Here is a 22835-nt window from a genome sequence, read left to right as displayed (position 1 = left end):
CAGGATTCTTAAAGCTTACTGTTTTAACAGCTTTACCAATCTTTAAAAGCTTAGTAAAGCATGGATCGTACTTTATAGACAGACTCTAATTACTACTGGTAATATTGTGTGCCTTCTATATGATTGGCTAAAACTAATATGGTTCTCCAGCACTCTGAACCATATGTACTATTTCCTTTACTACATGGGATAAAACCAGTCGATTCTGGCAAGCCATAATTTGACTGGGAGAAAGTCTCCACTTCAGAGCTCAGGATAACGCTTTGTTCTTCAATCCATGCTTTGACTCTCACGGATTGTGTTTCCGCTTGATATGATTTGGTTTCAAGGTATGAACCCGTGTTTTGAACTATAGGAAAGCCCATGCGAGGGAGTCCCGTAACAAGAATGTTCTGTAATACAGATGATGGTTGATTAGTTGCCACTTTTATACGTGACGAAGTAGAAAGAGGAGTTGTTGACCAAATAGCGGGGGCAGTTTGGTGTGTGATTACAGATACATTCGTTCTTCCTGAACTAACCTGACGATTACAAGACATCAATATTAAAAATGAGGTAATTAGAGAAAAAGCAACTCTATTCATAAGTTTTTGGTTTTAACTGGGTTCTACAATTCCTAATACTTCCAACAACTGCGGGTCGTTTTCCAAAGCGATCCTACTGATAGCCACAAAATCGCTCATCCAGTCCTGTAGCTCTTCAAAAGCCTCATCTCGTACTTTGGTGGCATCCTGCGCTTCCCCTTTTTCTTTGAGCTGTGCAGCAAGTTTGGCTTCTACGTCTTTTATTGCTGCCAAAGCGTCTGTGAGGGCTTGGTCGGTGATACCAAATTGTGCCAGTGCGGTTTTTATGCCAGCATCTGCCAGGGCGTTGGTATAGAAGACGGATGCCTGATTGATCCAGCCGGAATAGGTTTGCTTTCTCCGTCCGTCCAGATCCAAAGCCTGAGCGACACCCCTTTGTGCCCTTAGCGCAATTCGGGCAATTTTAACATGTCGCATATACACCGCATTTGCCGCAGACATGGCAGCATCTAGTGCGTCGGTGGCCTGGTACTGCTCACCGTATTCCTGTTTTTGCTTGTTTTGTTTGCCAGAGGCATCTTCATACAGGGCTTGCCCTTCATTGAGTTTGGCTTCATCATAGCCGAAGAGGGCAAGGGCTGCTTTGATCGTGTCATTGCCCAGCGCATTGTCGATTGCAACCTGCGCATTCAGCATTCTCGCATCGATTGTGTTCGTTTTCATCGTCTTTATAGTATTTGATGGTTAAAAAATGGCATATTCCTGGTAGCTGGCATGTCTATAGTGGTAGATATTACATTTAGGTTGGTAGCTGTCGTATATGGTCTGGTAGATATCATGCTTTGGATGGTAGCTGCGAATTTTTCGTGGTAGCTGTCATAGTTTAGTTGGTAGCTTTGACTTGTGGGTCGGTAGCTGTTGTTTTTTGAATGCAATTCCTTCTTTTCATATGTGTATGAAAAGCTATCCCGCTGGGATTTGTAGTGATTTTCTGATGCCAGCAGGCCATTGAATAGATTGTCGAGATCCAGAGGACGGCATTGACTAGTCTGGGGATTGTATAACAATTTTGACCTATCACTATTATAATATTACAAACAACAAATTTTCTACCCCTTCATTTATAGCCTAAGCTAAGATCTCCAATGACCTTCGCAAATACATTCATGCGCTCCCACCATGGTGAGCCCCACGGATGCGTATCTCTAATAATCGGTTTCCAATTAACGCCACCGCCATAAGAATTTGAACCTTGGTCTCCTGAGACCAATACAATATTACCTTGGTAACGAATATTCAATCTCATTTCTCTGCCATCAATCTTATAAGGTTTTGTAATTATAGTGTCATCTTTATCCGATTGAATCTCGAAAGAAAGCCTAGATAAAATACTCCTAATTTCTGTTGTAAGTTCTGTTCCGCTCAATGATGATTCAGCCCTTATTACAGAGGAGTTATAACTTGATTCGCTCATCCATGTAGACGAAACTACTGAAGTACTGACCTTGGAAGGGTAAACCACAACATTTGTACTACGATTGCAACTAATTAAAAGGGGAAGCAAACACACAGCATATTTTAATAATCTATTGCTCATAACCAACTATTTTAATTGTCACCTCCTCCAATACCCTTAAATAATTGAAGTGCTACCCTGGCATCAATGACAGCTCCAAAGAATATGCCTATATCCCATTCTTTTTTCACTTTTAGTTCACCAATGAACTTGTCGGTTCCGTAATTAAAATCGCTGTAATCACCTCCCGTAATAAAATTTCTTCGGCCACAGTGTATGCCGATGGCAAAAGACCCACCTCTGGCAAAATCAGAAGATAAGCCTAAAAAGAAGTTTTCTTGTAGGTTGTCGTTCAATTGAGCACCAACCAACACTCCAATTCTACTTGGGTCAAAAATATTTCCTGTTGGAGGGAATAAGAAGCTTCTCCCTCCTGGATAATATGTAGCCATTATTGTGATAACACCTCTCATTTTAGGATCATCAGCAATTAATGTAGAATCACCCATAGCTACTCCGCTTTGAATTCGATCAGCTATTTCAATGTTCTGAGGATTTTTGAGAGTTGTATTAAATAGACCTGTGGATATGGACACATGATAGAGTTTGGCAATTTTTACTGATCTTTCAAAAATTACTTGATCCTTTTTCTGATCCTCAACGTCAATCTTGGATACTTTAACTTTAAAACTATCTGTAAATGGGCCGTAGCTACCATAATGGATGGCTTCATAAATTGGAGGGTCATGTTTATTATTTTCTTTTTCAGATTGGAGTTCTTTGTCCTCGTTTAGCACAAAGTTCAAATAAGAAGGGTTGTAACTTCCTTCCACTTCAAGTTTGAGCTTGCTGGTATGTTTACAGTTTTTGCATGAAATGACAATGAAATGATATACATATTCTTGGATTGCTGTAGTTGGCAAATCTGATTTGAGTATGCTACCATCCTCACTTAAAAAAATATATACTTGATTGCCTTTCATGTAGATGTTTCTTTTCCTATCTTCCTTAATTTCATTTTGACGAATATATTCGTTGGCTTTGGCTATATAGCTATTTATTTCAGTAGTTATAGTAGCACCAGTTATAGGCTTCTCGGTGCTTTTTTCAGTTGCTTTTATTTCTAAGTCATGGTCAATGGCAGTACCACCAGTTGGAGAATAGGTGATCGTGAATTTATGACTTGATGTGCCTTTGTCAAGAACCAAGATATTCTTAGTTATGGAATAAGGTAGTTTGTCTGTTGCATGTGAACCTGGTTTTAAGGGGATTCCCTTATCATTTTTAACTTCTATCAAACCAACATCAGCACTAGAGATTCCATTAATACTAAAGCTAGCCTTATCTGCAACTTCAGCCGGATTTTTTTTGTCATATTCGAATTCAATTAAAAAACCTGTTCCCGCTTTCTTAAGATCAGAATAGTCAATGAGTTTGTTAGTAATTTTTTTGGGCTGAGCGATGAGAACTGCTATTGTACAGCAAGAAAACAAGAGTAATACTATTAAACGTAGCATGGGTTTATATTTAAGTAGTTGAGAATTCTTTCTATTGGGATTAAATAGGTGTGCTCATTATCCCCGGCCTTCACCATTCCAACAAGCCGTCCAAGTGTATCGACAACAATGGCTCCTGAATCACCTCCTTTAGACATTTTTGATGTCATGATCACATCGTATGTAGTATGGCCGTCAATTGTCACAAACGTTGAGTATTCTATGATTTCGCCATATTGTTTGCCTGAGGTTCGACCACTCATAATGATGTACATTTCTTCATGTTCAGTGGTTACGCTTATTTTGCCAATTGGCGCAGATGTTACACCGGAAATGTTTTCTTCTAAGTCAGATGGATTAATAAGTTCTGCGATCGCAGCATCCAAAAAATCAGTATATCTTCCTTCAGATACTTTTGCTAAAACTTGGCTTCCACCATCTTTTTTACTTGGTGAAATAATATCGAAGTTTGTTTCCTTGGATTTATCAAAATCATAAATTCCTTGTTTAAACTCAATAGAGCAAAGCACATGGTAACAACTCAACAAGAAATATTTCTTTTGCCCATTTACCTCCCTCCATACTTTCAAACCAATACTTCCGGTATCATTTAAATCAGTTTTGAGTCTGCTAATACTACATCCCGGTTTCTTGGGATTTTGACTGCAAATAGTTTTGGGTTGATTTGGATTATATACATCATTGCTTGCCTTACCTGAGCCTTTGACAGCCGTTGGTAGTTTGTATTTATTGTTGTCCACAGTAAATGGAATAAAGTCTGGTACTAAATTTTGTACGTCTACCAACTCTTTTTTCTCATCCACAATAAAAATCAATCGCCAATCGGAAGGATTCTTTTCAGCTACTTTAACACTATGCAATCCATCATATTTACCTATCCATTCTTTCTGTAAATTAGTTTTGCACAACCTGAGAATTCTTTTTTTTTCTTCAATGGAAAGCGATTGGAAATTGTCGAGTTGGTGATTTGAAACGTTGGTTGTGTCTTTGGGACTGCTAGACCTAAAAACGATATCCTTAACCCTATCCAAGAGATCGATTGCCCTTCTTGAGTAATAGCCCAATACAAATGATAAAACTATCAGCCAGTAATCAAATCCATCAATACTGATGTGATCATTGTTGGATAGAGCATCAAGACTTAATATCAGCACAATGGTCACTAGGGGGGAATACAACAATTTGGCCCAATGGACTGATTCTTCCTTAATGTCAAACTCTCCCTTTCGTATGGCTTCTGTACCGTGAAAAAGTAAACTGGCTAATACTCCAAACCATGACCAAAATATGATCTCGAAAAATACCATATTACCCGTCAACCAGAATGGCGAAGATTCTTCTATTTCATATTTTGTTAAAAATTGTCTTAGTTCCGTTGAGTCTAATTCTTCAATTATCAACCAAAGCTCCTCAAAATCTAAACTCTTTGGATAACCAGTATGGAAAAGATAACTTTGAATTATCTCTTTCTGTGCATTCTTGTTTGTTGTATCCACTTTTACAGCTACAATGAAATCAACCTCTGCTTGATTGAAATTAACCAGTTGTCTTTTTGGGATATTACTTGAAAAATGTACTATTAAATACGCAATAGTGACCAGAACCAAGTATATGGTGTATCTTCTCATCCATTTTCCAGGCTCAGTTTTTTTACCAAAAAAATTCATCATACCATTTATACTTTTACATACTCCCTACTCACCCATCCCTCTTCTTCTATTTTTACTTTGTACCAACCTTCCTGCTCTTCCAGTATCTTCACCAAACTGCCTTTGGTTAGGGGCTCAGTTACTTTGCTGCTGGTGGCAGAGGGCATGGTGCGTACGTTTAGTTTGTTGGCGGTCACTATGCCCATGCGCCTGTTTTCCCCAGATTCTTCAGTGATCAGGGCCTTTCCTTCTCCCTCATCTTTTCTTCCCAGGAGGCGGCTTCTCATGTTGTCCAGGGGAAAGGCCGGTCCCGGGTCTATCTTTCTCCCCGGGCTGATCTCTTCATGCCCCAGTATGGTTGTGATCGGGTAAGCCTGCATCAAGGCAAGGCAGATAGCTTCGGTCGTTTCTACTTGCTTGTCCGTGAAAGCTTGCCAGTAGGAGGGGGTGCTTTCATTGCGGTGTATTCCTTTCACTACGTCCTTATCGGCTACTTTCGTTTTAAACCAGGTGTAGTAGCCGTCCACCCGCTCCTCCAGTCGTCCGGCATTGTCTATCTCTATGCCTATGCTGTATTTGTTAAGCCCTGTTCGATCTTGCCATTTGCTAATGCCTGCATGCCATGCAATGGTATCAAACCCGGCCAATTGAATAATGCTGCCGTCTTTGGCTATAATGATATGGGCAGAAGCCTTGGCTTCAGGATTACAAAGCCAGTCGGCAGAGCTTTGGGCGCTCCTGCCCCCGGTAAAATGCACTACTATGGTGTCGGGAAGGCCTGCATTGAAAAGGTCGCTTGTATTAGGGCTTTCCTGCCATTTCGCTCCTTCGATCCTATGGTCGCTGATACTAATCATCCTTTCGCTTCCTCCACTTTATCAGCACCACTGCCTGTAATGATCCCGGTCAGTCGGTTCCTAACCCCCGTCTTTTCAAAAGAGCGGCCTATGCCATATACACTTACCACACTGCCCCATGCCCACCAAAACTCTTCGGGCAGGCTTATGTCAGGCACGGCCTTACCGGATAAGTGGCTTACTATGGGTAGGAGTACATGTACAAGGAATATAAAAATCAAACCCAGATAGACCACACTGGGTCGGGCCCTTTTGGTAAAGTTGTCACCCTGGGCGAGTTCCGCTTTGATAACTTCGGATTTGGCAAGAATTTCCTGTCGGTAGGTTTCTTCGATTTCCTGATCACGCTTTTGGAGCAGGCTTTCGAGTTGGAGCTTAAAGGATTCCTTTTCGACAGGGCTTATCTTAAATTTTCCAATGATGCTGTTCACACCATTCAGGATTTCAGAAGCACCTGTTCCAAGAATATTACTGAAAATACTCATAAACCAAAGTTTAGGTTGGTAATAAACTAGTTATGAATAGCTGGTAGTAGAAAATTTATAGAATAAATATTATTATCCATAATATAACATTCAATAAAATAAAAATAGCAGCTATTTTGTTTGAATAATTATAATTAAAGTTGGTATATCAAAAAACACATAATATATTATTACAATAAATAACATTGTATAATTACAATTAAACTCCGCAAGTAAGTGGGTTAAATTCAATAATCTGCCTTGATGGGGGATTGGTCAGGGCAAGCGCATTTAAAAACAAAACCTCCTTACCGTACCAGTTACGGTATCTGTTAGAGTTATAGGCAACTCTAACAGACCCCAGAACACTCGCCTGCCGAGACAGGAGTCTGGGGATAGTAAGAATTTTTAAATGCGTTTGCCCCAGGAGGTTAGTTTTGTATTTTGATATTTTCATGACTCAAAATCCATCACAAACACGATATTGCTCTTTCTCTTTTCCAATAAACCAAATAACAAACTTGTGAGACTCGGGTTATTTCACCTTTCTTGTCTAAATTGAAACCGATTAAAAAAGGACAAAATTGAAAGCACTCAAACAACTATATTATTCATTTCCTGTCCAGCTTTTTGTCAGACATCTCAAAAGCAATCAGCTGATTCTGGGTAGTTGGATCATGATTGTATTGGTTACAACTCAAAATTTCGGGAGGGTTTACGGCATACCATATTTATTTCTGGATCCTGAGTATTTGGATCATGTGGGTTTTTTGAGCTTCTATATGGTAGGCATCACTTTCGGTGGTTTTATTGTTGCCTTTCACATTTCGTGTTACATATTATATGGTTCCGATTATTCATTTATTGGCATTTTAGAAAAGCCATTCAGCAAATTTTCCATCAACAACAGCTTGATTCCCCTAATTACTCTTATAGTATATGTAGTTGCGATTATCAGGTTTCAAATAGACAATGAATACTCGAGCACCTGGAATATCATTTCCATGATTGTGGGACTAATGCTTGGGATCACCAGCATTTTTATTTTGCTCTACCTCTACTTCAGCTGGACCAACAAAGACATCTTTAAATATCTGGCCGGAGAAGTGGATCGTACCTTAAAGAAAAACAAGCTACACCGTCAAAAAGCACTCAATCAACTCAAAGAGAGTAAAACTAAAACCCATCAGGTAGAGTCTTACCTTGACCTCAAACTGAAGGTAAACCCTACGAGCGACCTTTTTTATTTCTATGACAAGGATGCCATATTAAAAGTTTTTAACCAAAACCATTTTAATTCTGTAGTAATAGAAACAACGCTGATTGCTTTTATTTTTCTACTTAGGTTCTTCATAGATATTCCTTATTTTCAGATTCCGGCAGCCGCCAGTGTACTGCTTATGCTTACTATTTTTACAATGCTCACAGGAGCGGTTTCCTATTGGTTTCACAAGTGGTCAATTGCCGTCTCGCTGGTGATTTTCTTTTTGATCAATATGCTAATGAAGTCAGGTGTTATCAATGCTGTTTATGAAACTCCGGGATTGGATTATGACGTGCAAAAAGCAGACTACTCGATAGAAACCCTGAAGCAAAAAAATTCTTATGAGAATATCGAAAAAGACAAAATCCATACGCTGCAAATTCTGGAAAACTGGAAGGCAAAATGGCCCGAAGGCAAAAAGCAAAAAATGATCTTCCTGTGTGTAAGCGGTGGTGGACAAAGGGCAGCACTTTGGACTTTTAATTCCCTCCTCCATGCAGACAGTTTACTCCACGGTAAGTTGATGGATCATACCATACTGATCACTGGTGCCTCCGGTGGGGCTTTCGGTGCAGCCTATTTTAGAGAATTAAAGTTGAGTACTCCTCAATTCGACAAACATGCTGCCTTAAATAATATTTCAAAAGACAACCTTAATCCGATCATCTTTAGCCTGGTGGTCAATGACCTGATCCTTCGAAATCAATTTTATACTTATGAAGGGAAAAAATACCTAAAAGACCGGGGATATGAATTTGAAAATCAACTGAATTCCAATACCGATTTTGTACTGGACAAGAAACTGATTGATTACAAACAGGCCGAATTTCAGTCCCGCATACCCATGATGATTTTAGGGCCAACTGTTTCATTGGATGGACGCAAGCTCTACATGTCTCCACAGCCGGTCACTTACATGAATATTTTCGCCAAAGACAGAGAAGGACACATTATATACAAGAATAGCAGCGTTGATTTTCTCCAGTTTTTCAAAGACCAAAAGGCAGAGAATTTAAAAATACTGACGGCTTTGAGAATGAATGCATCATTTCCTTATGTCACTCCAAACCTGACCTTGCCAAGCAAACCGGTAATAGAAATCATGGATGCAGGGGTTTCGGATAATTTCGGGATTTCTGATGCTTTAAAATTCCTGTACAATTTTAAAGACTGGATTGCAGACAACACCAGTGGTGTCATCATCCTTTCCGTAAGAGATACCCGAAAAGACGCACCTATTCAGGAAAGGAGCAACCTTTCTATTCTTGAACGAATTTCCGTACCTATCAGCAGCGTTTATAACAATTTGGGCAATTCACAGGACATCAGTAACGATTATAAACTGACTTTTGCCAATGAATGGTTCGGTGGAGAAATAGATTTAATAGGCCTGGAATACAATACGCTCAGTATTTTTGAGAAAAAAGCATTTATAAATAAAGCTCAGGAAATCTGGCAAAAAGAATTGGAACGGGCGTCATTGAGCTGGCATTTGACGAAAAAAGAAAAGACCAATATTATCAACAACATCCATCAGCCATCCAATCAGGAATCACTGAGGAGGCTGAAAGAATTGGTTGAATTTTCAGAATCTGAAGGTTCTGAAAATGAAACACAAACTGCCGTTGGAACCGAAAATTCCAAACATTAGGTATTTTTGTGACCTTGATTGCCAAATGAAATGAGTCAAACCATAATACCCCCCTATATTCCCAAAAATCATATCCGCATAGTAACAGCCGCATCCTTATTTGACGGCCATGATGTTGCCATCAACATCATGAGGAGAATCATTCAGTCCACAGGTGTAGAGGTGATACACCTGGGGCATAACAGGTCTGTCAGTGAAATAGTCAATTGTGCGATTCAGGAAGATGCGCAAGCCATTGCCATCACATCTTATCAGGGTGGCCATGTTGAATATTTCAAATACATGTATGACATGCTTTTGGAAAACAACAGTGGAGATATCAAAATATTTGGTGGAGGAGGAGGTACAATCTTACCCAGTGAAATAAAAGAATTACATGATTACGGAATAGCCCGGATATATTCTCCGGATGACGGACGGGCAATGGGCTTACAGGGAATGATCAACGACATGGTAGCTGCCAGTGATTTTCCCATAGGCGATAAATTGAATGAGGAAACTGACGGTCTTATTAAAAAGAATACCAAATCTATCGCCCGACTTATTTCTGCAGCAGAAAACTTTCCGGAAAAGTCAACCCCTGTTTTATCCAAAATATACAATGACCAAAAAAAATCACTCCCACCTGTACTGGGCATAACAGGAACCGGAGGATCGGGCAAGTCTTCTCTGGTAGATGAACTGGTACGTCGGTTTTTGGCTGATTTTGAGGACAAAACCATAGCCATTATTTCTGTAGATCCTTCCAAAAGAAAAACAGGGGGAGCCTTACTTGGAGACAGGATACGCATGAACTCTATCAACAATCCCCGGGTATATATGCGCTCGCTTGCTACCAGGCAATCTAACCTGGCACTTTCAAAATATGTGCAACAGGCTGTTGACATAGTAAAAGCTGCCAACTTCGGCCTCATCATTCTGGAGACATCTGGAATTGGTCAATCGGATACAGAAATCGTAGAGCATTCAGACTTATCACTTTATGTCATGACGCCTGAATATGGCGCAGCTACACAGCTGGAAAAAATTGATATGCTCGATTTCGCTGACATTATAGCCTTAAATAAATTTGACAAAAGAGGTGCATTGGATGCACTCCGTGATGTCAAAAAGCAATACCAGCGCAACCATCAATTGTGGGATTCACCTGACTCTGATTTGCCAGTATATGGCACTATTGCGTCGCAGTTCAACGATCCGGGGATGAATACGCTGTATCGGGCAATTCTGAATAGGCTGGGTGAAAATCCCGAATGGAACCTAAAATCCTCTTTTCCTTCATCAAGTGAATTGTCTGAGAAAAATTTAATCATTCCACCAAAACGTATTCGATACTTATCAGAAATCACAGACAGTATCAGGAATTATGGCCAATGGGTAGAAAGACAACAAGAGATTGCGCAAAACCTGTACAGCATCAAAAAAACTATTGCCCTTACCGAAGATCAGGAACTACAAACCAAACTGGATGCCCTTTACAAAGAAAAAGGACTTGACCTTGATCCACACAATCTCAAAATCATTGAGACATGGAAAGAAAAGCTTAATGCGTACAATTCCAACGACTTTACATATCAGGTTAGGGGCAAAGACATTCATGTCAATCTGTTTTCAGAATCCTTGTCTCACTCTAAAATACCAAAAGTCTGCTTACCAAAATATGAAGGCTGGGGCGACATTCTCAAATGGACTTTGCAGGAAAATGTACCAGGCGAATTTCCATATACTGCGGGGGTGTTTCCTTTTAAGAGACGAGGAGAAGACCCAACCAGAATGTTTGCTGGAGAAGGGGCTCCAGAAAGGACAAACAAACGGTTTCATTACGTATCCAAAGATTTACCGTCTGCACGACTATCCACAGCTTTCGATTCAGTAACACTCTATGGTGAAGATCCGGATTTCCGTCCGGATATTTATGGCAAAACCGGAAACTCCGGAGTGAATATTTGCTGTCTGGATGATGCAAAAAAATTGTACTCCGGTTTTGACTTATGTAAACCAACCACTTCAGTATCAATGACCATCAATGGCCCGGCAGCCACTGTCTGCGCCTTTTTTATGAATGCTGCCATTGATCAGCAATGTGAATTGTATATCAAAGAAAATGGCCTGGAAGATGAAGTAGAAAAGAAAATAGCTGCTATTTATGCCAAAAAGGGAACTCAAAGACCACAATATGCCGGAATACTTCCCGATGGCAATGATGGACTTGGACTTATGCTACTCGGAGTTACCGGAGATCAGGTATTACCGGAAGATGTCTATCAAAAAATCAAATCTAAAACCCTGGCAAAGGTAAGGGGAACAGTGCAAGCAGATATATTGAAAGAAGATCAGGCACAGAATACCTGTATCTTTTCTACGGAATTTTCGCTGCGAATAATGGGAGATGTACAGCAGTATTTTATAGACCAAAAAATCAGAAATTTCTATTCGGTATCCATCTCCGGATACCACATTGCGGAGGCAGGTGCCAACCCCATCACCCAACTGGCGTTGACCTTGTCCAATGGATTTACATTTGTAGAATACTATGTAAGTAGAGGGATGGATATTGATGATTTTGCACCGAATCTTTCTTTCTTTTTTTCCAATGGAATTGACCCGGAATATGCTGTAATAGGTCGTGTGGCAAGAAGAATATGGGCCAAGGCCATGAAGCTCAAGTACAAAGCAAACGAAAGGTCTCAAAAACTCAAGTACCACATTCAAACCAGTGGCAGGTCGCTTCATGCACAGGAAATAGATTTCAACGACATTCGTACTACCCTGCAGGCCTTGTATGCCATATACGACAATTGCAATTCTCTGCACACCAATGCCTATGATGAGGCCATTACCACACCAACCGAAGAATCTGTCCGGCGTGCTATGGCTATTCAGTTGATCATCAACCGGGAGTTGGGTTTGTCCAAAAATGAAAATCCATTGCAGGGATCATTTATCATCGAAGAATTAACTGACCTGGTAGAAGAGGCAGTATTGTTGGAATTTGATCGCATAAATGAACGGGGAGGTGTATTGGGTGCTATGGAAACTATGTATCAACGAACGAAAATTCAGGAAGAAAGCTTGTACTATGAAACCCTGAAACATTCAGGTCAATTTCCCATCATAGGTGTCAATACTTTTTTGTCTTCCAAAGGCTCTCCAACCATCATTCCTGGTGAAGTGATCAGAGCCACAAAAGAGGAAAAAGACCATCAAATAAAGATGCTTCAAAATCTACACAAGACAAATGAAGAAGTAGCTCCACAAATGCTCAAAAACCTTCAAAACACAGCCATTCAGAATAAAAACATTTTTGAAATGTTGATGGAAACAGTGAAATATTGCTCTTTGGGACAAATCACCAATGCACTGTTTGAAGTAGGAGGTCAATACAGAAGAAATATGTAATTCTACTTTACGAAGTTGGGTAATCTATTGATTTTCACCTTCTTTTCACCCTTCACCTAAAGGGAAGAAGGAGAAAATCAACCTGCCTGCCGGATCAGGCAGGCCTGCCTCCCTTTAGGATTGGGGTAAAACAGGTTGATTTTGTCATCTTCGTAAAGTAGAACAAAGTAATGCAATTGAAAGAGATGCCTATGAAAAAAATAATCATCAAGGAATAAAATCCTATATTTGACCTTACATGAAGGAGGATATTTCATCGGATCAAATTAATTGGGAAGCCTTGCGCAGTGGTGATACTGGTGCTTTTTCCGCTTTATACAATACATATTCCAAAGTATTGCTTGCCTATGGACGAAGGGTTCATAATGATCGTCAATTGATCGCAGATGCAGTTCAGGAGTTGTTTACTTATTTGTGGACAAGGCGATCTCATTTAGGTGAAACAGCATCAGTGAAGTTCTATTTGATAAAAGCCTTAAGAACCATTATCATTAAAGAATTAAAAAAAACTGAAAGAAATTCAGAATACAAGCTGGAAGATCATGCTATTGTTTACACCTCAAGAGAAAGGGAAATAATTGATGGTGAAAGTAACGACGAACTACAGTCGAAAATAAAAAATGCCCTTGAAAATCTCTCAAAACGAGAACAGGAAATACTTTACCTGAAGTATTTTACTGGGGCTAATAATGAAGAAATTGCTGAACTGCTTGACATCAAATACCAATCTGTGAAAAATACCTCATTTGCAGCATTGAAAAAATTAAGAAATCATTTTGGAAATAATGAGTTAAGGATTTTGGCAATAATCTTCCTATTATAGAACTATCAAAACATCTTATGACCTGAGAATTCCATGGCATCTCCTTTACCGAAACCATAACTAAAGCCCAGTACTGCCTGCTGTGCACCTCTGAGCCTTTCATTGTATCTGTAAAAAGTGTCTTGATCTGAAATGTTAATGTATTTACGAGATTTAAACACATCTCTTACGCTAAAGTTGACAACAGCCCTTCCTTTCATAAATTTCTTTTTGACGCCAAAATCCGCATAAATTCTATCGTCGGAAATGCCTTGAACTCCTTCTACTTTTGATTGGTAATCAACCCGAACTTCTGCTTCTATGTCAAAAGGGAATTTAAATTTATTAGTCAGTTGGCTTGACCAACTGGTATTGCTGAAATCAAAATCATTGCTTTCGAGAGTACCAGTACGACTGAAAGAAACCCAATTACCATCCAGAGCAATAGACCACCATTTCAATGGATCAACACTGGCATTCAATTCCAAGCCTGTATTGTTACTGGTTCCAAGGTTGTAAGGTTTAGTTATGGTCAGGCTATCCTGAACTGAAATCACTCTCGTTACTACATCATCTGTTTTGCTATGATAAAGCGATGCACTTAGCGTAGCTAAACCCCAAATTTGTATGGCACTCAACTCTACCACGTCGGTAAATTCCGGTTGTAATTCAGGGTTTCCTGAACGTCTGTTTAAATTATCACTTATAGAAGTAAAAGGATTCAAATCCCACATGTTTGGTCGATGGATTCTTTTAGAATACCCCATTTGAAGAGAAAGTTCATCGGATATTTTATACGAACTATGTACACTTGGAAATACATTGTTATAGTTGATATTATTATCTTCACCAGTGGTTTGTAAGAAGGTGTTCAAATTTGTATTTTCTATCCTAAGTCCCACTTTCAAACCGAACTTTTGTAATTCATAAGCATAAGTAGTGTAGGCAGCCAATACCCTTTGGTCATAATTAAAAAGGTTGGTAAAGTCCGGGTTGCTTACCCACCCATTGTTGGTTTGATCCAAAAGTTCATAGTCGTTAGAAATGTCGTTTATTTCATATTTGATACCAGATTCCAGTTCTGATATTTTGGAAAATGGATGCACATAGTCCGTCTGAAAGGAATAGTTGGCTTGAGAATAGTCGTTGGTTGTTCTCTGAAACAAATCATTAAAATCACCAAAAACAGCGGTATTTGTGTATTCGGAAGATTGATCTTTACCAAAATAAGACCCCACAAAACTGGCTGTGAAGCTTCTGTCCTTATTGCCTTCAAATGACTTTTTATAGCTCAAATCGTATTGATATTTGGGATTGGTTGCTTCAGTTGCTTCATTTCTGTCAGAAGCCCCTATAGATTGATTGTTTGCGTCACGTCTGTCATAGTGAGTGTCAGCATACTCGTCTTCAATTTCATAAGCAAAATGCCCGGACAAAGTAATCACGTTCAAAGGATTGATGTTGTAGTCAGTTCCCAAGATCACATTATAAAATTGCTCATCCCTTCCTCCGGAACCGGAATTAAACAAAGGTTTTGGATCGGTTTTTTGACGATCAATGGTTTCACCATTGTAAGTCGATAAAAGCGATCGCTTACCAACACCAAGCTGACTAAAGAGGTTGAATTTATTAGTGCGTCGATTCAAACTCAGTCCTACACTACGATTAGTAGGATGACCCACATTCAAAGTAACAGAACCATTTAACCCTTCCTGATCTTCTTTTTTAAGTACGATATTAATGATTCCCGTGGTTCCTTCTGCATCGTATTTGGCAGATGGATTGGTAATCACTTCTACTTTCTCGATCATATCTGCTGCAATGGTACCAATGGTATTGGCACTAGCCATTACAGAAGGTTTTCCATTGATCAAAATCTGTACATTGGTATTTCCTCTCAGACTGATTTGTCCTTCAATATTGACATCTACAGAAGGTACATTGTTGAGCACATCCAGGGCATTGCCTCCGGCGCTGGTCAGGTCTTTGCCTACATTGAACACCCGTTTGTCTAACTCGAAGGTCGTTTTTGATTTTTCTGCAGTTACAGTTACTTCGGTCAACATCTCCTGATCCGGCTGAACCTCAATATTTGGTAGGCTTATTATTGATCCAGTAATCTTAAAATCATTAATTACTACGGTATTGTAGCCTAAAAAAGACACTTCAATATAGATGTTGGTATGTGGACTTTTAATCGAGAATGTTCCTTCTGAATCGGTAATTCCTCCGGCTAATATACTCTTGTCCTCTTTATTCACAAGTGCAATGGTTGCATAATCAAGAGGCTTACTTGTTGATTTATCAACTACCTTACCTTGAACTAATATTGAAGATTGAGACTTTTGAGCCAGAGTGTTTAAGCTTAGGCAAGTAGTCAGTAATAGAAAAAGGAGTTTGATTTGCATTAAGTTAGAAGTAGTTGCAGTGATAATATAGGTTTTAAAATTACTATCGCACAGCAAAAATAAAGCCGAAGATCTGGATTCTGAATATTTACTGAGAACGAACTAATTCCATTTGTATAATTAGATGGTAGTTTCAGCAAATACAAAAAATACCACGAAAAAATCAATCTTCAAACAAATGGTTTAATATTTCTTTTGCCTGATGCCATTCCAGCCTTGGCCCAAATTGAGAGACTACTTTAGAAGATGCAAGACTGGCTATTTTTCCAGCTTCTGCATAGCTGTGTCCATGAGTGATTCCGAATAAGAACGCTCCTGCGAACATATCACCTGCACCATTGGTGTCAATAGCATTAACAGAGTAAGATTCGATATCTACGAAGGTATCACCATCAAATATGGTAGCACCATTTTTACCAAGCGTTATGGCAAATCTTTTGGCGATATTCTTGAGTGCCTCACGAGCTTTTAAAAGCGAATTGGTTTCGGTAAAAAGCATAGCTTCTTCTTCATTACAGAACAACAGGTCAACACCACTGCCAACTACTTCGGTCATTTCGTTTTTGAAATACTTTACCATACTTGGATCAGAAAAAGACAAGGCTGTTTTCACACCGTTTGCCTCTGCTATTTCTTTGGCTTTCACCATTGCTGCCCTACCTGATGGAGAGGGTACCAGATATCCTTCCGAATAAATGTAGCTAGATTCTTTGATTGCGTTTTCATCTATTTCTTCCACAGAAAAATTTGATGTAATGCCAAGAAAGGTATTCATTGTTCTTTCCGCATCAGGAGTGGTCATTACCAGGCACTTGCCAGTAATCCCTTCAGGAGCACTGGCTGGTGTTAGTTTGGTATCTACTCCATTGGATTCCAGGTCTTTGAGGTAAAACTGCCCAAAGCGGTCGTTGGATACTTTACAAGAATAGTAACAGTTACTTCCGAACTGGCTGGCAGCTACTACAGTGTTGGCTGCAGACCCACCACCTTTCATCATATTTTCATGTATGTTGATGGCTGAAATCAGGGCGTTTTGACGGTCTTCTTCTACCAATGTCATCAATCCTTTTTCCACTTTTTGATTTGCCAAAAACTGTTCATCTACTTCGAAAACCAAATCTACTAGGGCATTTCCTATTCCGTATATATCGTATTTTTTCATCTCAATATTTCGTTTCAAAATTTCTGCGCAAGTTGAGGCATTTTTTTTTTATCTCCCATTATTTCAGGGCTTACTTTGAAAGCGTAGATTTCCGGTCTTGAAATTCTCAAATAGTAGAAACTTAATGACTGTAGAAAATATTTATTCATCGTGTAGTTAATTATCCAACTAACTTTCATAATTTTGCCCTGCAAATAATCATACTTATTTGCACATGCATTTCGACAATTCCAAACTACTTTTTGAAGCCCTCACTTACGACGATGTGTTGTTGCTTCCAGGCTATTCTGAGGTTCTTCCCAGAGACACCAGTACATCAACGCAACTCACTAAAAACATTACGCTGAATATCCCTTTGGTATCTGCAGCTATGGATACGGTGACAGAATCTGAACTGGCTATTTCTATGGCACTTGAGGGAGGGCTTGGCTTTATTCACAAAAATATGACCGCCGAAAAACAGGCGGCTGAGGTGAGAAAAGTAAAGAGGTCTCAAAGTGGAATGATCCTTGATCCTATTACACTCAAAGTGAAAGCTAATGTGGGTGATGCGCTGAAAGTAATGCGTGAGTTTAACATTGGTGGTATTCCTGTAATAGATGACACCAATAAACTATTGGGAATTGTAACCAACAGGGACTTGAGGTTTCAGAAAAACATGAAACAACCTGTAAGTGAGATTATGACAATTGACAACCTGATCACAGCATCGGACGGTGTTGATCTGGCTGAAGCAGAAGATATTTTGCAGGAACATAAAATCGAAAAACTCCCTATTGTAGATGCTAATGGTAAGCTTACCGGGCTGATCACATACAAAGATATTTTAAAGAAAAGAGATAAGCCAAATGCTTGTAAAGACCAATTTGGAAGACTGAGAGCGGGAGCCGCAGTAGGTGTTACACCAGATATATTGGATCGGGTAGCTCTTTTGGTGAAGGCCGGAGTAGATGTCATTTCTATTGATACGGCACATGGGCATTCGAAAGGAGTAATTGATACTTGTAAAAAAGTAAAAGAGCGTTTTCCTGATCTGGATGTGATTGTAGGAAATATTGCTACCGCAGAGGCAGCAGTTGCTTTGGCGGATGCCGGAGCAGATGCCATAAAAGTAGGTGTGGGGCCTGGCAGTATTTGTACCACCAGGATAATAGCAGGAGTAGGAATGCCACAGTTATCTGCGGTATATGAATCCGCAAAAGCTGTTGCCGGAAGAGGCGTGCCAATTATAGCTGATGGAGGTGTAAGATTTTCAGGAGATTTGGTGAAGGCCATAGCTGCCGGAGCAGATTCCATCATGATTGGTTCTTTATTGGCAGGTACAGAGGAAGCCCCCGGGGAGGTAATTATATACGAAGGCAGAAAATTCAAATCTTACCGGGGTATGGGTTCTGTAGAGGCGATGGAAGATGGATCGAAAGATCGCTACTTTCAGGATGCAGAAGACGATGTAAAAAAGCTGGTGCCAGAAGGGATAGTCGGACGAGTACCCTATAAAGGGTTGGTGTCAGAAGTGTTGTATCAACTGGCAGGAGGGCTCAAGGCCGGAATGGGATACTGTGGAGCAGGAACTATTGAAGACCTGAAAAAGGCTAAGTTTGTAAAAATCACAGCTTCTGGTTCTAAGGAAAGCCACCCACACGATATCTTCATTACCAGAGAAGCACCGAATTATTCGAGGTAGGTAAAAAGCTTTACTAAACCTTCAAGGTTTAGTAAGGCTTTTCAAAAGGCTATTCCAACAACATATCTTTTAGGTGTGAAGCTTTTTTAATGATAAGGCTATACTTTTGCCCATCACATAAATCAAAAGCTTGGAAACAAAAAAGACATTTTCGAATCGGCTGGTGACCAAATATTTATTGATCATCAGGAATGAGGAAAATTTTGCTGAGAAAACCACTTTTACTTTTTCTTACATCAAAATCATCCTTGGATTGGTATCCATTTTTTTGGTGCTTGCAGGTCTGAGTTTTTATATGGCCACCACATTGCTCAAGCAGTGGTTTGATCCTCGCCATGCAGAGATGCAAGCCAACAGGCAACTGATGAACCTTTCTATGGAAATAGATTCTTTGATAGTGGAGGTAAATAAAAAAGACCAGTTTATAGACAATATCAAAATGATATTGTCGGGTAAGGATAATAACTATGTGGATTCCGAAAACAACTCAGGGCTGAATGAAACAGAACTGTTGCAAGCCAATGAAGAGATATCAGAATCACTCAATCCCATTGACTCTCAATTCAGAAAGGAATTTGAGAAAGAAGGGTTGAACCTACAATTTGGCTCTGCAAAAATCTCAGAAGAGCTTCAGGATTTTTATTTATTCAAACCGGTGGATAAAGGAGTGGTACTCAACAAGTTTAATCCACAGGAAGAACACTACGCCATAGATATTGCGGCCAAGGAAGATGAGTCGGTAATGGCAGTGGCTGACGGCACTGTAGTGTTTGCAGGCTGGACTCTGGATCATGGAAATGTGATTGCTATCCAGCATCGGGGTAATATTATTTCCCTATACAAACACAATTCGGATTTATTGAAAAACGTTGGTAGTTTTGTGACAGCCGGAGAGGTAATTGCAATTATTGGAAATACCGGAGAGTTGACTTCCGGGCCGCACCTGCATTTTGAGTTGTGGTACAATGGCAATCCGGTAGATCCTGAAGATTTTATAAGGTTTTAAAACAAAAAAACATGTTCAACAAGCAAGACCAAAAACAAAACGAAGAGTTAAGCAATGCCAGAAATATTATTGGAAAAGGGACAACTCTAAGAGGTGATCTTGAAACCTTTGGAAACATCCGCATAGAAGGCAAAATCATTGGCAATATAAAAACCAAATCAAAGCTTATCATTGGACATTCTTCGCATGTTGAAGGCAATATCATTGCTCAAAATGCCGATATTGAAGGACATGTGATTGGAAACATTGAAGTATCCGAAATACTTACCTTAAAAGCCACAGCCCAAATCAACGGAGACATAGCTACTAATAAGTTGATTGTTGAGTCAGGAGCTACATTCAATGGCGGATCCAAGATGGGAGCCTCAATCAAAGAAATACTGATCGGTGAAAATGCCAACGAAACACCAAGCATACTTAAAGCCCATTAGTCATAGAAGACAAGCCCAGACAATATTTGAAATATTCGGGTATAGCATTCGAAATGTTGGCCTTCATTTTTATTGGGGTCTGGGCAGGCTACAAGCTCGACCAGTATTTCGAACTGGAATTTCCGGTTTTTCTACTTGTGTTTTCGGTTGTTTCCTGCATTGGTTCGATTTTCAATGTGATACGCAGGTTGCCCAAAGATGATTAATTATGATAAGAGGAATAATTAAGATTATTGCACTTACCCTTGCGATTTTGCTGGTGTATCTACTGTTGGCACAGGCTGATATTTCTATTCCCTTTGGAGAAAAGTTCTACGCTGTTCTTATCTTCTTTTTTATCCAATCGATTATTGTTCATGTACTCTTCAGGTTAGGGCAAGAACATTTGGAATTATCCGTGCCCTTGTTAGTAATGGCTACCATGACCATTCGGGTGCTTACCTCTTTGATGTTTGTGGCAACTTTTATCGTGATGGGGGTAAATGAAATCACAAATTTTGTCATAACTTTTTTTGCCATCTATTTATTTTACTTTGTATTTGAAATCATTACGGTATTGTCTAACTTGCGCACGAATTTGAAATAAGGGCAAAAGATGGTTAGAAATTTTATTTGTAAACAATTAAAAATCACGGGGTTAGTTGTCGTTTTAATCTCTATTTTTAGTTTGACAACAAAAGCGTCAGAAAGCGAGGGTGAAGCGTTCAATCCATCCGAATTAATTGACCATCACATTAAGGATGCACACGATTGGCATTTTTTCGATTTGAAAGATGAAAATGGAGTTCTGCATCCTGTAAGTGTGCCACTTCCGGTTATACTTTGGGACAATGGGTTGCACATTTTTTCTTCTTCTAAATTCCATCACGGACACGATGCAGTAGAAAGCAATGGCAATCACTATTTCAATGCTCACGAGCATATATACAAAACAGATGCTTCAGGTAAATTGAATTATGATGCAGAAGGAAACATAACCAATGCTCATCCACTTGATTTATCTATCACTAAAAATGTAGCGTTGTTATTCATCAATGCCGTGATACTTCTACTGGTGTTTTTTGCAGTGGCTCGTGGCTACAAGAAAAATGCAGGGAAAGCTCCAAGTGGTATCCAGTCGTTTTTTGAGCCTATTATAGTATATGTCAGAGACGAAATCGTAAAAGCCAACATTGGTCCGAAATATGAAAAGTACCTTCCTTATTTGTTGTCTTTGTTTTTCTTTATTTGGTTTGGAAACCTGCTTGGGTTATTACCGGCAGCAGCCAACCTCACGGGAAATATAGCTGTAACCATGATGTTGGCAGTAGCTACTTTAGTGGTTACACTGGTATCTGGTAGAAAGACCTATTGGATGCATATACTGGATCCTCTTGGAAACTCAATGAGTTGGGGTCAAAAAATACCTTTGTATTTAATCCTTTGGCCGATAGAAATCATCGGTATATTTACCAAGCCATTTTCATTAATGATCAGGCTTTTTGCCAACATTACAGCAGGGCACATTATTATATTGAGTATTTTGAGTCTTACGTTTATAACACAAAGTTTAGCCGTTGGGGTATTGGCAGCAGTATTTGCGTCAGTAATGAATTTGTTGGAGCTATTTGTGGCATTATTACAGGCTTATGTTTTCACCTTGCTGTCAGCAATGTATTTTGGTAGTGCAGTGGAAGAACATCATCATTAGAATTTTATTTTTAACCATATAAATTAATTTAAAATGGGAGCAATTGGAGCAGGTTTAGCAGTATTAGGAGCAGGTATCGGTATCGGTTTGATCGGTAAAGGTGCTACTGAAGGTATTGCAAGACAACCAGAAGCTGCAGGTAAAATCCAAACAGCAATGATTATTGCAGCGGCCTTGATAGAAGGAGTTGCATTATTTGCTGCAGTAATCGGATTTATGGCCGTTCAAGCAGGAGTTTAATTTATTATTTCCTGATCCTGTGAACATTAGGTTTCAGGATCAGGATTATTTTTTATTCAAAAAGACAAGAAAGTGGAATTAGTTACCCCCGACATAGGACTCATATTTTGGCAGACGGTAGTATTTTTAATAGTGTTTGCTATTTTGGCCGCCAAAGTTTGGAAGCCAATCTCAGAAGCATTGAAATCAAGAGATGGTTTTATCCGTGATTCTCTTCAATCTGCTGAGGCTGCTAAGGAAGAAATGAAGCAGTTGAAGGCTGACAATGAGTATTTGCTCAAAGAAGCCCGAATCGAAAGAGACAACATGCTCAAAGAAGCAACCAAAATTGCCAGTGATATAAAAGAAGCTGCTAAAGAGGAAACTTCAAAAATTTCTTCAAAAATGATTGCTGATGCTAAAGCGGTGATTGAAACTGAAAAGAAAGCAGCATTGGCAGACGTAAAGAGTCTTGTAGCAGCATTGTCCCTAGATATTGCGGAGAAAGTACTTCGTAAAAACCTTGATGACAAAAAATCGCAAGAGGCGCTTGTAAAAGACTTAATAAAGGACATTAAAGTAAACTAATCCC

The 22835-nt window shown here is 39.4% G+C and carries 21 protein-coding genes; 11 read left to right on the top strand and 10 right to left on the bottom strand.

The features are described 5' to 3' along the window. Window positions 1–92 precede the first annotated feature (92 nt). Genes AAOP42_RS18805 through AAOP42_RS18770 form a run of 8 tightly spaced genes read right to left on the bottom strand, consistent with a single transcriptional unit; the run spans window position 93 to window position 6548 of the window. Window positions 93–584, bottom strand: coding sequence for a hypothetical protein (locus AAOP42_RS18805; RefSeq protein ID WP_349530121.1), 492 nt, complete (start codon window positions 582–584; stop codon window positions 93–95). Between the two features lie 12 nt (window positions 585–596). Beyond that, window positions 597–1247 (bottom strand): PQLLE family protein, encoded by a 651-nt coding sequence (locus AAOP42_RS18800; RefSeq protein WP_349530120.1) that lies wholly within the window; start codon window positions 1245–1247, stop codon window positions 597–599. A gap of 5 nt (window positions 1248–1252) precedes the next feature. Next, the gene (locus tag AAOP42_RS18795) at window positions 1253–1591 is read right to left on the bottom strand and encodes a hypothetical protein (protein WP_349530119.1); all 339 of its coding nucleotides are present in this window, start codon (window positions 1589–1591) and stop codon (window positions 1253–1255) included. A gap of 50 nt (window positions 1592–1641) precedes the next feature. Next, window positions 1642–2121, bottom strand: a complete 480-nt coding sequence (locus tag AAOP42_RS18790; RefSeq protein WP_349530118.1) for a hypothetical protein — start codon at window positions 2119–2121, stop codon at window positions 1642–1644. Window positions 2122–2132: 11 nt separating this feature from the next. Next, a complete protein-coding gene (locus tag AAOP42_RS18785) occupies window positions 2133–3557 on the bottom strand; it encodes a hypothetical protein (RefSeq protein WP_349530117.1) in 1425 nt (474 codons plus the stop codon). Beyond that, complete coding sequence (locus AAOP42_RS18780) at window positions 3545–5227, bottom strand: chymotrypsin family serine protease (protein WP_349530116.1); 1683 nt, start codon at window positions 5225–5227, stop codon at window positions 3545–3547. The genes AAOP42_RS18785 and AAOP42_RS18780 overlap by 13 nt, the downstream gene beginning before the upstream one ends. A gap of 5 nt (window positions 5228–5232) precedes the next feature. Further along, window positions 5233–6063, bottom strand: a complete 831-nt coding sequence (locus AAOP42_RS18775; protein ID WP_349530115.1) for an N-acetylmuramoyl-L-alanine amidase — start codon at window positions 6061–6063, stop codon at window positions 5233–5235. Next, the gene (locus AAOP42_RS18770) at window positions 6060–6548 is read right to left on the bottom strand and encodes a holin family protein (RefSeq protein ID WP_349530114.1); all 489 of its coding nucleotides are present in this window, start codon (window positions 6546–6548) and stop codon (window positions 6060–6062) included. Before AAOP42_RS18770 ends, AAOP42_RS18775 begins: the two co-directional genes overlap by 4 nt. Window positions 6549–7111: 563 nt before the next feature. Here AAOP42_RS18770 and AAOP42_RS18765 point away from each other — a divergent pair. From AAOP42_RS18765 to AAOP42_RS18755, 3 genes are all read left to right on the top strand, one after another. Next, on the top strand, window positions 7112–9442 hold the full coding sequence (locus AAOP42_RS18765; RefSeq protein WP_349530113.1) for a patatin-like phospholipase family protein: 2331 nt from the start codon (window positions 7112–7114) through the stop codon (window positions 9440–9442). Window positions 9443–9472: 30 nt separating this feature from the next. Further along, entirely contained in the window at window positions 9473–12841 is a 3369-nt protein-coding gene (locus AAOP42_RS18760; protein ID WP_349530112.1) for a methylmalonyl-CoA mutase family protein, read from the top strand. Between the two features lie 238 nt (window positions 12842–13079). After that, a complete protein-coding gene (locus AAOP42_RS18755; RefSeq protein ID WP_349530111.1) occupies window positions 13080–13664 on the top strand; it encodes an RNA polymerase sigma factor in 585 nt (194 codons plus the stop codon). 5 nt (window positions 13665–13669) lie between these two features. Here the strand turns inward: AAOP42_RS18755 and AAOP42_RS18750 are convergent, their stop codons facing one another. Then, window positions 13670–16051, bottom strand: a complete 2382-nt coding sequence (locus AAOP42_RS18750) for a TonB-dependent receptor (RefSeq protein ID WP_349530110.1) — start codon at window positions 16049–16051, stop codon at window positions 13670–13672. A gap of 163 nt (window positions 16052–16214) precedes the next feature. Then, entirely contained in the window at window positions 16215–17213 is a 999-nt protein-coding gene (locus AAOP42_RS18745) for an adenosine kinase (protein WP_349530109.1), read from the bottom strand. Window positions 17214–17427: 214 nt separating this feature from the next. Here AAOP42_RS18745 and guaB point away from each other — a divergent pair, with 214 nt between their 5' ends. The 8 genes from guaB to atpF all read left to right on the top strand — a co-directional run bounded on the left by guaB (window position 17428) and on the right by atpF (window position 22831). Then, window positions 17428–18897 (top strand): IMP dehydrogenase, encoded by a 1470-nt coding sequence (gene guaB / locus AAOP42_RS18740; RefSeq protein ID WP_349530108.1) that lies wholly within the window; start codon window positions 17428–17430, stop codon window positions 18895–18897. Window positions 18898–19027: 130 nt separating this feature from the next. Beyond that, window positions 19028–19903: a M23 family metallopeptidase gene (locus tag AAOP42_RS18735; protein ID WP_349530107.1), complete on the top strand. Its 876-nt coding sequence runs from the start codon at window positions 19028–19030 to the stop codon at window positions 19901–19903. Window positions 19904–19914: 11 nt separating this feature from the next. Further along, window positions 19915–20334, top strand: coding sequence for a bactofilin family protein (locus AAOP42_RS18730; protein ID WP_349530106.1), 420 nt, complete (start codon window positions 19915–19917; stop codon window positions 20332–20334). Between the two features lie 26 nt (window positions 20335–20360). Continuing rightward, entirely contained in the window at window positions 20361–20540 is a 180-nt protein-coding gene (locus tag AAOP42_RS18725; RefSeq protein WP_349530105.1) for an AtpZ/AtpI family protein, read from the top strand. A 2-nt stretch (window positions 20541–20542) separates the two neighbouring features. Further along, complete coding sequence (locus AAOP42_RS18720) at window positions 20543–20920, top strand: hypothetical protein (protein WP_349530104.1); 378 nt, start codon at window positions 20543–20545, stop codon at window positions 20918–20920. An 81-nt stretch (window positions 20921–21001) separates the two neighbouring features. Then, the gene (gene atpB, locus AAOP42_RS18715; protein WP_349530103.1) at window positions 21002–22024 is read left to right on the top strand and encodes a F0F1 ATP synthase subunit A; all 1023 of its coding nucleotides are present in this window, start codon (window positions 21002–21004) and stop codon (window positions 22022–22024) included. A gap of 33 nt (window positions 22025–22057) precedes the next feature. Further along, entirely contained in the window at window positions 22058–22264 is a 207-nt protein-coding gene (gene atpE, locus AAOP42_RS18710; RefSeq protein WP_349530102.1) for an ATP synthase F0 subunit C, read from the top strand. 72 nt (window positions 22265–22336) lie between these two features. Further along, window positions 22337–22831, top strand: coding sequence for a F0F1 ATP synthase subunit B (gene atpF / locus AAOP42_RS18705; RefSeq protein ID WP_349530101.1), 495 nt, complete (start codon window positions 22337–22339; stop codon window positions 22829–22831). Window positions 22832–22835: the final 4 nt, after the last annotated feature.

Origin of the sequence: Reichenbachiella sp. MALMAid0571 (assembly GCF_040151475.1) — a bacterium.
Lineage (GTDB): Bacteria > Bacteroidota > Bacteroidia > Cytophagales > Cyclobacteriaceae > CAXBNB01.
This window is presented reverse-complemented; position numbering and strand designations above follow the sequence as displayed.

Bases quoted from the DNA above. Each gene is read 5' to 3' on its own strand.
- AAOP42_RS18770 (WP_349530114.1), bottom strand. From the start codon at position 6,548: ATGAGTATTTTCAGTAATATTCTTGGAACAGGTGCTTCTGAAATCCTG.
- guaB (WP_349530108.1), top strand. From the start codon at position 17,428: ATGCATTTCGACAATTCCAAACTACTTTTTGAAGCCCTCACTTACGAC.
- AAOP42_RS18805 (WP_349530121.1), bottom strand. From the start codon at position 584: ATGAATAGAGTTGCTTTTTCTCTAATTACCTCATTTTTAATATTGATG.
- atpE (WP_349530102.1), top strand. From the start codon at position 22,058: ATGGGAGCAATTGGAGCAGGTTTAGCAGTATTAGGAGCAGGTATCGGT.
- AAOP42_RS18780 (WP_349530116.1), bottom strand. From the start codon at position 5,227: ATGATGAATTTTTTTGGTAAAAAAACTGAGCCTGGAAAATGGATGAGA.
- AAOP42_RS18750 (WP_349530110.1), bottom strand. From the start codon at position 16,051: ATGCAAATCAAACTCCTTTTTCTATTACTGACTACTTGCCTAAGCTTA.
- AAOP42_RS18730 (WP_349530106.1), top strand. From the start codon at position 19,915: ATGTTCAACAAGCAAGACCAAAAACAAAACGAAGAGTTAAGCAATGCC.
- AAOP42_RS18745 (WP_349530109.1), bottom strand. From the start codon at position 17,213: ATGAAAAAATACGATATATACGGAATAGGAAATGCCCTAGTAGATTTG.
- AAOP42_RS18785 (WP_349530117.1), bottom strand. From the start codon at position 3,557: ATGCTACGTTTAATAGTATTACTCTTGTTTTCTTGCTGTACAATAGCA.
- AAOP42_RS18800 (WP_349530120.1), bottom strand. From the start codon at position 1,247: ATGAAAACGAACACAATCGATGCGAGAATGCTGAATGCGCAGGTTGCA.
- AAOP42_RS18755 (WP_349530111.1), top strand. From the start codon at position 13,080: ATGAAGGAGGATATTTCATCGGATCAAATTAATTGGGAAGCCTTGCGC.
- AAOP42_RS18720 (WP_349530104.1), top strand. From the start codon at position 20,543: ATGATAAGAGGAATAATTAAGATTATTGCACTTACCCTTGCGATTTTG.
- AAOP42_RS18775 (WP_349530115.1), bottom strand. From the start codon at position 6,063: ATGATTAGTATCAGCGACCATAGGATCGAAGGAGCGAAATGGCAGGAA.
- AAOP42_RS18790 (WP_349530118.1), bottom strand. From the start codon at position 2,121: ATGAGCAATAGATTATTAAAATATGCTGTGTGTTTGCTTCCCCTTTTA.
- AAOP42_RS18760 (WP_349530112.1), top strand. From the start codon at position 9,473: ATGAGTCAAACCATAATACCCCCCTATATTCCCAAAAATCATATCCGC.